The 14,203-nt window shown below is 68.5% G+C and carries 15 protein-coding genes; 2 read left to right on the top strand and 13 right to left on the bottom strand.

From position 1 onward, the window contains the following. Positions 1-86 precede the first annotated feature (86 nt). The 13 genes from gspF to AC2A1N_RS19090 all read right to left on the bottom strand — a co-directional run bounded on the left by gspF (position 87) and on the right by AC2A1N_RS19090 (position 12,785). Positions 87-1,286: a type II secretion system inner membrane protein GspF gene (gene gspF, locus AC2A1N_RS19150; RefSeq protein WP_061479448.1), complete on the bottom strand. Its 1,200-nt coding sequence runs from the start codon at positions 1,284-1,286 to the stop codon at positions 87-89. A 7-nt stretch (positions 1,287-1,293) separates the two neighbouring features. Further along, the gene (gspE, locus tag AC2A1N_RS19145; protein WP_111200557.1) at positions 1,294-2,727 is read right to left on the bottom strand and encodes a type II secretion system ATPase GspE; all 1,434 of its coding nucleotides are present in this window, start codon (positions 2,725-2,727) and stop codon (positions 1,294-1,296) included. Beyond that, positions 2,724-5,105, bottom strand: a complete 2,382-nt coding sequence (gspD, locus tag AC2A1N_RS19140) for a type II secretion system secretin GspD (RefSeq protein ID WP_242890721.1) — start codon at positions 5,103-5,105, stop codon at positions 2,724-2,726. The genes gspE and gspD overlap by 4 nt, the downstream gene beginning before the upstream one ends. Further along, positions 5,102-5,629 (bottom strand): type II secretion system protein GspM, encoded by a 528-nt coding sequence (gene gspM / locus AC2A1N_RS19135; protein WP_242890718.1) that lies wholly within the window; start codon positions 5,627-5,629, stop codon positions 5,102-5,104. The genes gspD and gspM overlap by 4 nt, the downstream gene beginning before the upstream one ends. Further along, the gene (gene gspL, locus AC2A1N_RS19130; RefSeq protein WP_242890715.1) at positions 5,626-6,789 is read right to left on the bottom strand and encodes a type II secretion system protein GspL; all 1,164 of its coding nucleotides are present in this window, start codon (positions 6,787-6,789) and stop codon (positions 5,626-5,628) included. Before gspL ends, gspM begins: the two co-directional genes overlap by 4 nt. Beyond that, positions 6,786-7,691 (bottom strand): type II secretion system minor pseudopilin GspK, encoded by a 906-nt coding sequence (gene gspK, locus AC2A1N_RS19125; RefSeq protein WP_061479458.1) that lies wholly within the window; start codon positions 7,689-7,691, stop codon positions 6,786-6,788. The genes gspL and gspK overlap by 4 nt, the downstream gene beginning before the upstream one ends. A gap of 9 nt (positions 7,692-7,700) precedes the next feature. Continuing rightward, entirely contained in the window at positions 7,701-8,138 is a 438-nt protein-coding gene (gene gspG / locus AC2A1N_RS19120; RefSeq protein WP_242890713.1) for a type II secretion system major pseudopilin GspG, read from the bottom strand. Between the two features lie 57 nt (positions 8,139-8,195). Further along, positions 8,196-8,777, bottom strand: a complete 582-nt coding sequence (locus AC2A1N_RS19115; RefSeq protein ID WP_061479453.1) for a hypothetical protein — start codon at positions 8,775-8,777, stop codon at positions 8,196-8,198. Positions 8,778-8,897: 120 nt separating this feature from the next. Further along, on the bottom strand, positions 8,898-9,449 hold the full coding sequence (locus tag AC2A1N_RS19110; RefSeq protein WP_005416804.1) for a hypothetical protein: 552 nt from the start codon (positions 9,447-9,449) through the stop codon (positions 8,898-8,900). A gap of 58 nt (positions 9,450-9,507) precedes the next feature. Then, the gene (locus tag AC2A1N_RS19105) at positions 9,508-10,488 is read right to left on the bottom strand and encodes a FecR family protein (protein ID WP_242890711.1); all 981 of its coding nucleotides are present in this window, start codon (positions 10,486-10,488) and stop codon (positions 9,508-9,510) included. 69 nt (positions 10,489-10,557) lie between these two features. Then, positions 10,558-11,088 carry an RNA polymerase sigma factor gene (locus AC2A1N_RS19100; RefSeq protein WP_061479455.1) on the bottom strand — a complete coding sequence of 177 codons (531 nt, stop codon included), beginning with the start codon at positions 11,086-11,088 and terminating at the stop codon, positions 10,558-10,560. A 16-nt stretch (positions 11,089-11,104) separates the two neighbouring features. Next, entirely contained in the window at positions 11,105-11,785 is a 681-nt protein-coding gene (locus AC2A1N_RS19095) for an STN domain-containing protein (protein WP_343235607.1), read from the bottom strand. Between the two features lie 535 nt (positions 11,786-12,320). Further along, positions 12,321-12,785 carry an Lrp/AsnC family transcriptional regulator gene (locus AC2A1N_RS19090; RefSeq protein ID WP_242894466.1) on the bottom strand — a complete coding sequence of 155 codons (465 nt, stop codon included), beginning with the start codon at positions 12,783-12,785 and terminating at the stop codon, positions 12,321-12,323. A 127-nt stretch (positions 12,786-12,912) separates the two neighbouring features. Between AC2A1N_RS19090 and AC2A1N_RS19085 the strand changes: the two genes are divergently transcribed. Further along, the gene (locus AC2A1N_RS19085) at positions 12,913-13,644 is read left to right on the top strand and encodes an AzlC family ABC transporter permease (protein ID WP_242894464.1); all 732 of its coding nucleotides are present in this window, start codon (positions 12,913-12,915) and stop codon (positions 13,642-13,644) included. Next, complete coding sequence (locus AC2A1N_RS19080) at positions 13,641-13,955, top strand: AzlD family protein (protein WP_134968986.1); 315 nt, start codon at positions 13,641-13,643, stop codon at positions 13,953-13,955. Before AC2A1N_RS19085 ends, AC2A1N_RS19080 begins: the two co-directional genes overlap by 4 nt. The last annotated feature ends 248 nt before the right edge of the window (positions 13,956-14,203 follow it).

Genomic DNA, 14,203 nt, shown 5'->3' with positions numbered 1-14,203 from the left:
TGGAGGATTGTGTGGAGAATCGAAGGCACGCCGTGCTGCGCGCTCGCCGGGCATGGCCCGGCGCTACCCGTGTTGCGCTTTGCGCATCACTGCACCAGCTGGTTCATTTCCATGATCGGCATCAGTACCGCCAGCACGATCGTCAGCACCACGCCGCCCATCACCAGGATCATGGTCGGCTCCAGCAACGCAGTCAGTGCCATCGCGCGACGCTCGATCTCGCGCGAGATGGTCTGTGCGGCGCGGTCCAGCAGCGGCGCCAGCGAACCAGTCTTCTCGCCACTGGCCACCAGGTGCACCAGGATCGGCGGATACACCTTCTGCACCTTCAGCGCAGAACCAAGCGCGGCACCTTCGCGCACACGCGCGGACACGTCATCGGCACAGCGCGCCAGCAACGCATTGCCCAGGGTCTGCCGGGCAGCTTCAAGCGCACGCAGCAGCGGCACACCCGCATCCAGCAGGATCGCCAGTGTCGAGGCGAAGCGCGCACTGTTCACACCCAGCACGAAACGCCCGACCATCGGCACCCGCAGCAGCATCGCGTCCCAGCGCAGGCGCAACCCGGGCTTGCGCAGGGCCAACCGCCAGGCCACCACCAGCGCAGCGATGCCGAGCCCCACCCACATGCCCCAGCTGCGCACGAACGCGCTGGCGGCCAGCATCACCTGGGTCAGCATCGGCAGCGTCTGCCGCGCCTGCACGAACGCGGTCACCACCTGCGGCACCACGTAGCTGAGCAGGAAGATCACGATCGCCACCGACACCAGGCTGATCGCCGCCGGGTAGATGAAGGCGGTCAGTACCTTGGCCTGCAGCGCATTGCGTTCCTCGATGTAGTCGGCCAGGCGCTCCATCACCCGCGCCAGATCGCCGGAATCCTCGCCTGCACCCACCAGCGCCCGATAGATCGGCGGAAAATCGCGCGGCCGCGCTGCCAGCGCCACGGTCAGGCGCTGGCCGGCACGCACGTCGGCGCGCACAGCGGTGAGTGCCTGGGCCACGTGCGGGCGCTCGGCCTGCTCGATCACCGCACTCAATGCAGCTTCCAACGGCAGGCTGGCCGCCAGCAGGCTGGCCAGCTGGCGGGTGGCCCAGGCCAGCTCGCTGGCCGAGAGGCGGCGAGCGCCCCAGCCACTGCCGGCACTGCGCGCCGCGCTCACCTGCACGGGTGTCAGCCCGCGCCCACGCAGCAGCTGGCGCGCACCGCGCGGGCTGTCGGCATCCAGTTGACCCTTCTCGATGCGGCCCTGCGCATTGGCAGCCTGGTAGTCGAACAGTGCCATGCAGGCCTCAATCGTCGCCGGTGACGCGCAGGATCTCTTCCAGCGTGGTCACTCCGCTGTCGACCCAGCGCTGGCCGTCCTGTCGAAGGGTCCGCATGCCGGCCCGCCGCGCCGCCTCGCGTAGCGCAGGCTCACCCTGCCCTTCATGGATCAGTGCGCGTACCCGGTCGTCCACCACGAACAGTTCATGGATGCCGGTGCGTCCCCGATAGCCACTGTTGGCACAGGCCGTGCAGCCCACTGCGCGCCATACGGTCCGGCCTTCGCCGTCCACCTCGGCACGCCGGCACTGCGTACATAATCGCCGCACCAGTCGCTGCGCCAGCACACCACGCAACGACGAGGCCAGCAGGAAGGGCTCCACGCCCATGTCGGCCAGGCGGGTCACCGCCGAGATCGCATCGTTGGTGTGCAGCGAAGCCAGCACACCGTGCCCTGTCAGCGACGACTGCACCGCGATCTGTGCGGTCTCCAGGTCACGTATCTCGCCGATCATGATGGTGTCCGGGTCCTGGCGCAGGATCGCGCGCAGCGCGGTGCCGAAGCTCATGCCGATGCGCGCGTTGACCTGGATCTGGCCAATGCCGGCAAAGTCGTACTCCACCGGATCTTCCACGGTGAGGATATTGCTGGTGCTGCTGTCGAGCTGGCCCAGCGCGGCGTACAGCGACGTGGTCTTGCCGCTGCCGGTCGGCCCGGTCACCAGCACGATCCCGTGCGGCTGCCGGATCAATCCGGTGAACGTGGCCAGGGTGTCATCGGCCATGCCCAGGCGCTGCAGCTGCAGGCGGCCGGCATCCTTTTCGAGCAATCGCAGCACGGCGCGCTCGCCATGCCCGGTCGGTACCGTGGAAACACGGATGTCCAGCGGCCGCCCGCCCACGCGGATCGCGATGCGCCCATCCTGTGGCAGGCGCTTCTCGGCAATGTCCAGGTGGGCCATGATCTTGATGCGCGACACCAGCGCTGCGTGCAGTGCGCGCCGAGGCTGCACCATGTCGCGCAGCGTGCCGTCCACCCGGTAGCGCACCACCGAATGGGTCTCGAACGGCTCGATATGCAGATCGCTGGCACCGTCGCGTGCAGCCTGTGCCAGCAGCGCGTTGATCATGCGGATCACCGGCGCATCATCCTGCGCATCCAGCAGGTCGGTGACCTCCGGCATGTCCTGCATCAGCCGGTCCAGATCGACTTCACTTTCGGCGGCACCGACCACGGCCGCGGCATCACCACCGTCACGGTACTGCTCACCCAACCGCTGCTGCCAGGTCGCCGCATCCAGGGCCTGAAACGGCAGCGGGCCATGCCGGCGGCGCAGCTCGGCCACGGCCCACGCCGCCGTGTCGGCCGTGCCGAGCAGCACCGGCTCGCCACCGGCTTCGGACAGCATCACGCCGTGGCTGCGCACCCACGCGTATGGCAGCGGCACAACGGCGCTCACGGCCCGATCACCAGTTCCGGCGTGTAGCCCAGCCCGCGCAGCTGCTGCAATGCCGGATCCAACTTCGCCGGATCACGCGGCAGCCGCACGCGCAGGCGTTGCCCACCCTCGCCCGGCGTCGCCTCCGCGTAGGCCTGCAGGCCCAGCGCCCGCACCTGCGCCACGCTCTGGCTGGCACGGCTCGGCTCCAGCCCCTGTGCGAACTGCACCAGCTGCGCATCGCCGTCACCGGCCGGATACAACGCTGCCAGGCTGGTGTTCTGCAACGGCTGGCCGTGGCCATCGCGCGCATTGCCCTGGCCGAGTACCGACAGGTCCTGCGGTGGCAGCTGCGGCGCCGACAGCGCGGGCAAGGCCCAGCTCTGTACGGGCTGCGCGCCGGCCTGCGCATTGCGCATGTAGTCGTAGCGGTCGCGGGTCAGGCGCTGTCCGGCGGCCGGGTCGCGTACCACGTGCGGGCGCAGGAACACCATCAGGTTGGTCTTGGCGCGCTTGCGCGTGTCGCTGCGGAACAAGGCGCCCAGCACCGGGATCTTCCCCAGCCCCGGCACCGCATCACGGCCATGGCTGACGCTGTCTTCCAGCAGGCCACCGAGCACCATGATCTGGCCATCGTCCAGCAGCACGCTGGTATCGAGTGCGCGCTTGTTGGTGATGATGCCGGCCGTGCTGTTCGCGCTCTGCGCGTCGATGCTGCTGACTTCCTGGTAGATGTCCAGCTTCACCGTACCGCCCTCGGAAATCTGTGGGCGCACCCGCAGCTTCAGGCCCACGTCTTCGCGCACGATGGTCTGGAACGGGTTGTTGCTGCCGCCGCCACCGTCGGTCACGTAGCGGCCACTGACGAACGGCACGGTCTGGCCGACCATGATGCTGGCTGCCTCGTTGTCCAGCGTCATCAGGTTCGGTGTCGACAGGATGTTGGCGCCGCCCTTGCTCTGCAGCGCAGTGGCCAGCGCCTTCATGTTGAGGATCTGGCCGACACCGGGCAGGTTGATGGTGCCGTCGATCACGCCGATCTTCAGGCCATCCTTGGGCAGCACGTCCAGCGTGGTACGCGCACCGGTATTGAGCCCGCTACCGCCGGTGGCGCCACCGAAGTGGGTGCCGCCAAAGGTACGGCCATTGCCCAGCATCCACTGCACGCCCAGCTCGGCCGCGTCGGTCTGGTTGACCTCCACGATCAGGCTTTCCACCAGCACCTGCGCACGGCGCTGGTCGAGCTGGTCGATCACCCGCCGAAGGTTGCGGTACACCGGCTCCGGCGCCGAAATCAGCAGGGTGTTGGTGGCCACGTCCGCCTGTACCGAAATGCCGTTATGGCTGAAGCCGGTGCTTCCTGCATCGATCGGGTCGCCCCGGCTCGGGTCCAGCCGCTGCGATTCCAGCGCATTGCCTCCGGGCTTGGCCTGCTGCGACTGCGACGGCTGGATGGGCGTGGAACGGTTGGCGTCACCCGGCAGCGGGGTGATGCCTTCGTTGCTGCCCATGGCCGGTGCATCGCTCTGTCCGGCCACCACGCCACGCAGCACACCGGCCAGCTGGTTGGCCTGGGCGTTGCGCAGGTAGACCACATGCAGGTTGCCGGACTCGTCCTGCGCGCGGTCCAGCTTCTCCACCAGCTGCCGCGCCAGGCGGGTGCGGCCTGGGCTGCTGGAACGCAGCAGCACGCTGTTGCTGCGCGGGTCGGCCATCACCACCACCTTCTGGCCCGGCTCGGCGCCCTGCGCATCCAGCAGCGGCGCGACCATCGCCGCTACGTCAACGGCAATGCCCTGCTGCAGCTTCACCACATCGGTGTCCATACCGGCCGGTGTATCGACGCTGGCGATCACCCGCGCGATGCGCTCCAGGTTGTCGGCGTAGTCGGTGATCACCAGGGTGTTGTTGCCCGGATTGGCGGTGATCGGATTGTCCGGGCTGATCATTGGCCGCAGCACAGCCACCAGCGCCGCCGCATTCTCATAGCGCAGCGCAAACGTACGCGTGGCGATCTCGCCCCCTGCACCACCGCTACCCACCCGGCCACCGAGCAGCTTGGCATCGGCCTGCGGCACCACCCGGCTGACGCCGCCGTTCTCGACCACGGCGAAGCCACGCATGCGCAGTGCGCCCAGCAGCAGCTGGTAGGCCTGGGTACGGCTGACCGGGCCATCGGAGACCACCGTCATCTTGCCGGTCACGCGTGGGTCGACCAGGAACTGGCGTCCGGTGAAGCGCGCCGCCATGCGCAGCACACCACCGATATCGGTATCCACCAGGTTCAGCTGCACCGGCTCATCGCCTGTGTCCTGCGCCGCCACCGGCGCCGGCACGTGGGCCATGCCCACGATCAGTGCCAATGCGGCACTGCAGGCAAGGCTGCGCATCGCCCTCATGGATGGGCACCCGCAGGAGCCACCATCACGATGTTTCCGGAAATCCTTGCCGCCGGCATGTTCGCATCCCCTGTGCGTGTCAATTGCAACTGCTGCAACTCGATGGCCGGGTCGGCCAGCAGCGGCAGCAGCCAGTTCCATAGCGCATCGGCGGGTACGGCCCGTACCTGCAGGTGCCAGCACCCGTCGCGCGCTTCGATATGCAGGCCGCCAGCCAGACCGGCGGACTTGATCTGGTCACGCAGCCCGGCGAGGGTCGGATGCTGGCCCTGCGCCAGCTGCTGGCGCTCACGGGCGCGCAGCAGCGGTGCCAGTGCGCGATGCTGCGCCTGCAGCCGTGGCAGTTCGGCCTGCCAGTGCGTGCGCTGCTTCAGCAGGGGCTCCAGCCACAGCGACCACAGGCCCGCCACCAGCAGCGCCACCACCATCACCCACAGCATCAGCCGGTCGCGCGGTGGCAGGCGTTGCCAGCGCTGCTGCAGGCCCGCCAGCCTCTCGCTCAGCCGCAGGGTTCGGGTCGTCACTGTCCCGCTCCGCTCACCCGCAGGCGTCCACCGGCGTCGCGCGCCAGCTGCAGCCCCTGCGCCTGCATCGCTTGCTGCCAGTGCTCAAGCCGCTGTGGATCGTCGGCCAATCCCTGGGCATCGGCGTCCAGCTCCAGGTACACCTGCCCGGGTTGGTAGTGCAGGCTGTGCACCTGACCCGCCAGCTCCGGAACCGCATGCAGCGTGCTGGCGACCTGACGCTGCAGCGCCGGCAACGGCGGCGCTGGCGGCGGAACCGCCAGCGCTCGCCTTGCCTGCAACACCGGGTCCACCACGTCGGTGATCTCCGGAAAGCGTGCGCTGAACTGCCGTGCCATGTCCTGCTGCAGCGCCTCACCCTCGACCCGCCAACGCGAGACCTGCCACTGCAGGCCAAGTGCAGCCAGCAGCACCGCCGCCAGTGCCAGGCCGATCGCCAGTCGCGGCGCTTGACGGCCTGCGCCGGGCAGCGGCAATGACCACCCCGGCAAAGGGCCACAGGCCTGCCGTTCATGCGCGACTGCGGTGCCCGGCAGGCTGTCCGGCCACGCTGGCGGTACGCTGTCGATCCATTGCACGGCCCGCACGCCGGCCTGTTGCAGCCGGGTGGCCAACGCCTGCATCACCGCAGACGCGTCACGTCCGCCATACCATTGGACAAGTCCCCGATCGCGCCCGCTGCGCACCAGCAGATGCTCGCCGCTGACCTGCAGCGTGGCGTGGCCGTCCTGCCAAGGCAGCAGCAGTGGCGTCGGATACAACGCCTGCAGCTGCAGCGCACACGAGGCCAGCAGCTGCTGCGCCTGCGCGATGGCCTGCTGGCCGAGCCAGGCCACCGGAAGCGTACCGTCTGCCGCCTGCGCACCGTGGGCCAGCGCCACCTCCTGCAGGTCATCCAGCAGCATGGCCTCCACCTCGCCCTGCAACGCCGCCTGCAGGCGGCGCCCCGACAGCGGCGGCAGCTGCAGTTCCAGCAGGATCAGATCGTTCGGATCAAGGCAGGCATGCACCGTGGCCCGCGGATGCCGCAGACCCAGCGCCGCCAGCGTGTCGCGGCCGTGAGCCAGCACCTCGCCCTTGTGCAGCTGCGCCCAGTCCACCGCGCTGTCGGCGCGCAGACGCTCAAGCACCGGCAAGCGCACCCGAAGCTGCACGGTCATGCGCCGATCCTCGTCCACACGCGTTGCACACGCACGCCGTCGTCGCGGTACTCGCGCCAGAGCAGCGCGCGAAAATCAACCGCGCTGCCGTCAGCCTGCACCCGGCCCACGGCCAGGAACCACTCGCTATGGATACCCAGCGGAAGCACGGCCATCTGTTCGTTGCTCAGTTCGAGTCGGTTGGCGATGTCACCGCGGTTGAGCAGCCAGTGGCCGGCGTCGCGCTCAGCGAGCAGCGCCTGCAGCCTTGCCGGTTCCACCGCAGGCGCCACCGCCTGCAGGACGCTCAGGTCGCAGGTGTTGGCGTTGACCAGGGTCTGCGCCGGCAACACCACGGTGCGCCGCGCCAGCGCCTGCAACGCCACCGGGTCGGCGCCGGCCAGCGCCTGTTCGATCAGTGATTCGCGCGGCAGCGGCGCCTGCGCCGGCATATCGCCGTCGCGCAGGCGCGCCTGGATGTGGTCCACCGCGGATGCGCAGGTGCCCTGGCCCAGCCCCTGCCCGGCACACAACGCGACGAACGCGCCCCGCGCCTCGGGGTCCGGCCTGCCCTGTGCCAGCAGGTTGCGCAGGTTGAACATCGACTGCGCATCGACCAGTTGCAGCTGCACCGGCAACGGCGCCTGCAGTTGCAACGGGCGCGCCCAGCGCCCGCTGCGCACCGTGGTCAGCTGTTCCTGGACATCCTCACGCAGCTGCTGCGCCGCACGCTCCAGCGTGGCATCCACCGCCATGCGTACCTGTGCGCGCAACTGGTCGCCGCGCAGCGCGCGCAGCTGCGCCGACTGCCGGGTCAGCAGCGCAGTGGCAATCACGGCCACCAATGCCACCACCAGCAAGGCGACGATCACCGCCACGCCACGCTGGTGGATGCATGAAACCGAACGCGTCCGGGCTGCCATCAGCACGCCTCACAGCTGCCAGGAGCCGATGTCTGCGTTCCCGGCGTCGCCACCGGGCTTGCTGTCCGCACCCAGCGAGAACACATCGATGTCGCCATGAGTGCCTGGAACCTGGTACTGGTACGGATGGCCCCACGGGTCATTCGGCAGGCGATCCAGGTACGGCGTCACCGGCAACCCACCGCTGCCCTGCGGCGGCTTCACCAGCGCCTGCAGGCCCTGCTCGGCACTGGGATAGCGACCGTTGTCCAGCTTGAACAGCTTCAAGGCCTGCATCAATGCCGCGATGTCCTGGCGCGCCGCCACCACACGCGCCTGGTCCGGACGGTCCATCAACCGCGGCACGATCAGCGCGGCAAGGATGCCGATGATCACCACCACCACCATGATCTCGATCAGGCTGAAGCCCTGCTGCCGAGCCCTGCGACCACCTGCCTGCCTTGCCATTGTTCCGCCCTCGTCATCCCGGAAGAGACCGCTGCACCATGGTCAGCGGTGCATGTGTCAGTACGATAAACATCCGCCTGCGATTCGCTGCGCGGTTGCCTGTGCGGGCGCACGTGCAGCCGGCACGCGTGCCGCCTCGAGCAGGTGCGGCGGCACGCTGGCCAGTGTTTGGTCGATGCACTCGCGCAGCAACGGATGCACGCACGCCTGCAGCAGGCGCACGCACTGTGTCGGCGACCACGCGGTGCCGTGGTCGAGGCCGATGAACATGCGGTAGGCCTGGTGGTAGCGCAGGTCGTCGTACACACGCTGCGCACTGTTGAGGTCACGCACGATCACCAGCAAGGCCGCACGTTGCAGCAGTCGCGCATCGGCTGCGCCAAGTGGCAGCGCGCTCATGGCCGCGTCGGGCCAGGGCCACAGCCGCAGGTCGAGGGCCTTTCGAAGTGCCGCCAGTGGATGCGCACTGCTGTCCAGTGCCGCCCAGCGCGCCGCATCCGCCCAGGCGTCACTGGACAGCACCCAGACCCACGAGCGCCCGTAACGCTGCACGTTCAGGGGCGTGTGCCGTGCCTGCTCCAGTGACTGGCTCAGGTGGCGATCCAGCTCCAGCATGCTGATCCTGCGACTGTCTTCCATCTGCGCCGCCCGTGCTCCGCGACGCGTGGTGCGTCGTACTCTGGAGAAGACGTCAGCAAGGCAAGTGAAGCGACACCGCGAATGCAACTCTGTGCACGGGGTGGCGCTTCATCGGCAACGTCATCGCAGCGTCATCCGCCTGCAGGCTTCGCGCTGCAGCCGCGGTGCGTCACCCCCACAACGGCGGGCCAGTACCGCCACGTCGCTGCGGGCAGCGAATGCGACCAGTGCATCGGTCATGTCCACGTCATCGCACCATGACGCCAGCGCGACGCGCAGCGCGGGCAGCTGCCACCCGTCCATCACCCCATGGGCGCCCGCCACGAACCAGTGCCAGAGCCGATGATGCAGTACCTGCTCATGCAGCTGCGTGAGATCGTCAATGCCATGGATGTCCGCCAACAGCAGTGCGCGTGCGAGCGCCGCAGGCGGCAGCGCACCGGATTCAACCAAGGGCATCTCCTGCTGCTGCAGCCGCAGCAGCATCGCCAGTGGGTGTGACTGCGGATTGAAGTCCAGCAGCACCGCCTGCTGCTGCCACTGCGCGTCAGACACCACGCACACCCAGGGCGAACCATAACGATGCACCATCAGGGGCCTTCGCTGGGTGGTTTCCAGCAATGCAGACAGATTGCGACGCAGATCGAGCACACCGATGGTCTCGTTGCGCATCCTTGGCCTCTCCTCGCTTGCAACAGCCCTGCGCGGTGCGCACGGCCAGCGCCTTCATCTATCCAAGGACGGCGATGCCACCCGGAAAGCGACGCAGATCCAGCGACATCGTCAGTCGCAGCTGCTCCAGCGCCGCATCCGGATCATCGATGCGGAAGCGGCCACTGACCGGCGCGCGCGCCAATGCCGATTCACCCAGCAGTACCTTGCCCCGCCGGTAACGGTTGATCTCGTCCACCACCTCGCGCAGCGGTGCACGGCGGAAGACCAGCATGCCTTCGGTCCAGGCACTCACTTCCGAAGCCACGGCCTCGGCCACGACGCCACTGAGGCGCTCGTCGAACCGGGTCTGCTGGCCGGCCTGCAGCTGCAGGCGGCCCTGCGGGTGCTCGATACGGGCGCTACCCTGCAGGCAGGTCACCCGTACCTGGCCGTGGGTGTTGCGCACGTCCAGGCGCACAGCACCTTCATCGGCAATCACGCAACCCGGGCCCGCGAACAGTGCCAGGCGCAGGCCAGCACCGGTTTCGATCGCGGCCTGGCCCTGCACCAGCTCGAAGCCTTCGCCCTGCGCGTGCGCGCGGCGGCGCAGGCTGCTCTGCGTATCCAGTTCGATCTTGAGCTGCGGCGAGGGCGCGATCTGTAGTCGTTCACCGGTGCCGGTGTGGAAATCGGCCGCCATCGCCGTCACCGACGGCCACAATCCCAGCGGCGGGCGGAGCGCCGCCACCACCACCAGACTGGCTGGCGCCGCCACCGCAGCGCCCAGGAAGGCGCGCCGGCTCCAGCGCTGGGCCGGCGTCGGCGCGACCGGTTGGCGCGCGGCGGCGGGCAGTTGCTCGCCGGCCAGCCGCACCTGCTCCCACTGCCGGCGCGCACGGCCAAACGCTTCACGATGACGCGGGTCGGACTCGCACCATGCACGGAACCGGCGCCCATCGGCAGCGGTCGCCTCGCCCGAGGTCAGCCGCACCACCCACGCGTGGGCCTGACGCTCAACGGCATCCAGCGGGCGTTGCGGGCGGTCGTCAGGATCCATGGGAGCTCATGCCGGACCCGCACGCTGCGGGGTTCTGCTCGGCGTCAAAGTGTAGACGGATGCCGTCGCTCAGAACCGCACCTGGCGCCCCTGCCCGCTGCGTTCGGCCAGGTAGTCCTGGGCTGCCTTCAGCTCCCGCTGCACCAACCGCAGCGACACACCGAGGTGGTCGGCCACGTCGCGCTGCTGCAGGCCATCGACGCGGATCGCCAGCAGGATGCGACGACGGCGCTCGGGCATGCGCTGCAGCAGGCCGACCATGTCTTCCAGCGCGAAGTCCAGCTCAGCCGCCTGCGCCGGCCCCGGCCCCGGGTCGGCCATGTCCATCAGCGTATCCACCTCCTCCAGGCTCAGCAGGCGGTGGTCTGCGCGTTGGCGGTCGATCACGGTGTTCATCGCCATCCGCAGCAGGTAGGCCGCAGGGTTCTGCACCGCGTCCAGGCGGTCACGGCGCGCACTCAGGCGCATCCACGTGTCCTGCAGCGCGTCGCCGGCCAGCTCTTCCGATCCGAGCTTGCGCACCAACCGGCGTTTCAGCTCGTCGTAGGCACCCAGAAGGTGGTCCATCAGATCAACCGCCCCAGCCGTACCGTTGTTCATGTTCGAATCCTTGAAGTCATGGATGGGGCGCGCGCCGGCCGCAGTCGTGGTCGGTGCCGGAAGGACGGATCTGCAGCGTCACCGGCTGTGGCAGCGCGGCGGCCTCGGTCGCCAGCACCAGGCCGTGCATCGCCTGCAGCAGGCGTGCGTCGCGGCGATCACTGCCACTGCCGGACAGCAGCTCGGGCTCGCTCACCTGGCCCGCGCCGTCGATGCGGAAGCGCAGCGTTGCGGCATAGCGGCCGGGCGCGATCTCCGGGTCGTCACAGAACGCCGCACGCAGCCGCTGCTGCAGCCCGCCGTAGCGACGCCGGCGTTCGGCCTCGGGCAGCCCCGCGCCAACACCGGGTTCCGCAGGCGAGGGCATGCCCCGGCGCAGCACCACGCGCTGCTCGCCGATCACCTCGGCCTCGATCCCGGTGTCCTGCAGCAGCGACTCCAGCGCCGCAAGCGGCGCCAGGCTCCCGCGCAGCGCATGGCTGCTGCGGCCCGAAGCAAGGTCGCCGGGGTACATCACCGACCACCCACTGATGACACTGAAGCGCTCGACCGCCTGTTCCAGCGGCTGCGCAGGGATGTCGTAGGCATGAACCGCGTCCTGTGCGGCAGCGGTAAAGGACAGCAGCAGCCATGCGGCGATGGCCACCTTCCAAGTTCTGACCGCGTGGTGTCCATTCAGCCCCCTGACGTAGAACACATGACCCTCGGCAGCGACAGCAGCTGCAGTGGACGCGCACCACGACCGGAACCCCGGCACGCGCGCGACCCGCAAGCGGGCTCAAACCGTACCGGGGGCACATGTCATTGCGATGACCGCCGCCCACGGGCGACGTGGAGCCAGGCTCCGTGAACCCAGTCACCCATCAGGAATCAATGAATCGAACAGACCATGCTATCTACGCACGGGGGTCAGAGCCCGTTGCGAAGCAACGGGATCCGACCCCGTACCGACCCAAACGTGTCGACCAAGGTCGACACCCACCAGGAGCAGCTCATGCCGTTGCGGCAGATCATGGAAATCTGTCGAAGGCGGGGTGGGTCCGGTTGCGGGGGCGTGAGCCGCATGGATGCGGCGACCGAGCTTACATGGACGTACTTGCAGCGTCCCCCGCAACCGGACCCACCCCGCCATCCCTCAGCAGGCCCGCTGTTGCTGTTGCTCCTGAGGTTGCCGGCCAGCAGCCGGCACTACCCGCGGGTGCCGGGTGCAACCCGGCCGCAAACCCCATCCCTCAAAGCGGCAACTGGGTCGTCTGCTTGATCCGCTGCATCGGAATCTCGGTCTTGGTGTTCTGCACGCCGGCGATCCGGTTCAGGTGCTGCATCTGGAACTGCCGGTAGGCATCAAGGTCGGCCACCGCCACCCGCAGCAGGAAATCGCAGTCACCGGCCATCAGATGGCATTCCAGCACTTCCGGGAAAGACTTGATGCTGTTGATGAAGTGGTTGGTGGTGTCCTCGTCCTGCCCGCGCAGCCACACCCGCACGAACACCGTGAAGCCCCGCCCCACCTTGGCCTCGTTCAACAAGGCCACGTAGCGGTCGATGTAGCCGCCCTCCTCCAGCAGCCGCACCCGGCGCAGGCGCGCCGACGGCGACAGCCCGACCAGACGGGCCAGCTCCAGATTCTGCAGTCGGCCGCCGCGCTGCAGGGCGGCGAGGATGCGGCGATCCAGGTTGTCGAGCTGGTACTGCATGAAATTTCGTCCTGGTCGACTCTGGCCGCATGGAATATCAATCATTCCGAATCCAGTGGCATCAACGCAACCCGATTTCGCGATCGGACCGCTAGCATGGGCCACCCCCATCTCGTTGTGCCGTTCCATGGACGCCCGTACCACCCTCCCCCTGCCCGACGCCTGCGACACGGCCCCGCGTGCCGAATTCCTGCGCGGCCTGCGTGCCGCCGTGCCGGTGATGATCGGCTTCATTCCGTTCGCCCTGGTGCTCGGCGCGCAGGCGGCCCAGAAGGGCCTGAGCGCACTGGAAGTGCCGCTGATGACCGGCCTCAACTTCGCTGGCGGCTCGGAATTCGCCGCCGTCGAACTGTGGACCTCGCCACCGCACATCGCACTGATCGTGGCCATCACCGCGCTGGTCAACAGCCGCCACCTGCTGATGGGCGCCAGCCTGGCCCCACTGCTGCAGCACCTGCCGCGCCGTCGTGTGCTGCCGGCGCTGTTCTTCATGTGCGACGAGAGCTGGGCGCTGGGTGTGGCCGACGCGCGTCGCCGCGCACTCGGCTTCAGCCTGGCCTACTACCTGGGCGTTTCGGCAGGGCTGCACACGGTCTGGGTGGCCTGCACGGCACTGGGCGCGATCGTCGGGCCGATGCTGGGCGACATCCACGCCTATGGCTTCGACATGGCCTTCCCCGCCGTATTCCTGGTGCTGCTGCGCGGCATGTGGCAAGGCATGAAAGCGGCGCGGCCGTGGCTGGTGAGCCTGGTGGTGGCCGCTGCCACCTACCTGCTGATTCCGGGCGCGTGGTACGTGGCCAGCGGCGCCCTGGCCGGCCTGGCGGCTGCCTGGCTGCTGGCGGAGGACGCAGCATGATCTTCAACGGACTGATCCACTGGACCTCGGTGCTGACCATCGTGCTGATGGCCGCCGCCACCTACCTGACCCGCATCGTCGGCTTCCTCGCCCTGCGCAACCGCACGCTGAGCAAGCGCGCAGTGACGGTGATGGAAGCCGCACCAGGCTGCGTGCTGATCTCGGTGATCGCCCCGGACTTCGTCGCCGACAAGCCCGCCGACCTGGCCGCGCTGGCGATCACCCTGCTGGCCGCCACGCGGCTGTCGATGCTGCCGACGGTGCTGATCGGCGTGGTCTCGGCGGGTGTGCTGCGCTATTCGATGGGCTGACGCGCCCGCGACTTCCCCACATGATGTGACTGGAGGCGCAAGTGTCGCCATTGGCGCGACCTGCGCATGTCTCTGGCGCATCGAATGTGGCCCGGAGCCAACTACTGCAAGTGTTTGAAACAATTCCGATTGTCTGATCGAGCCAGAGTCGATACGCATTGACTACCGAGCCAGCGGGTTGAGCTGATCGGTCAATCGACGTCAAACCTGGAGCGTACCAATGAGCAATCTACGAGCAATCGTGGCGG

Source organism: Stenotrophomonas maltophilia group sp. SKK55, assembly GCF_057179845.1.
Note: the sequence above shows the minus strand (reverse complement) of the source record. Positions and strands in the feature narration are given on the sequence as shown.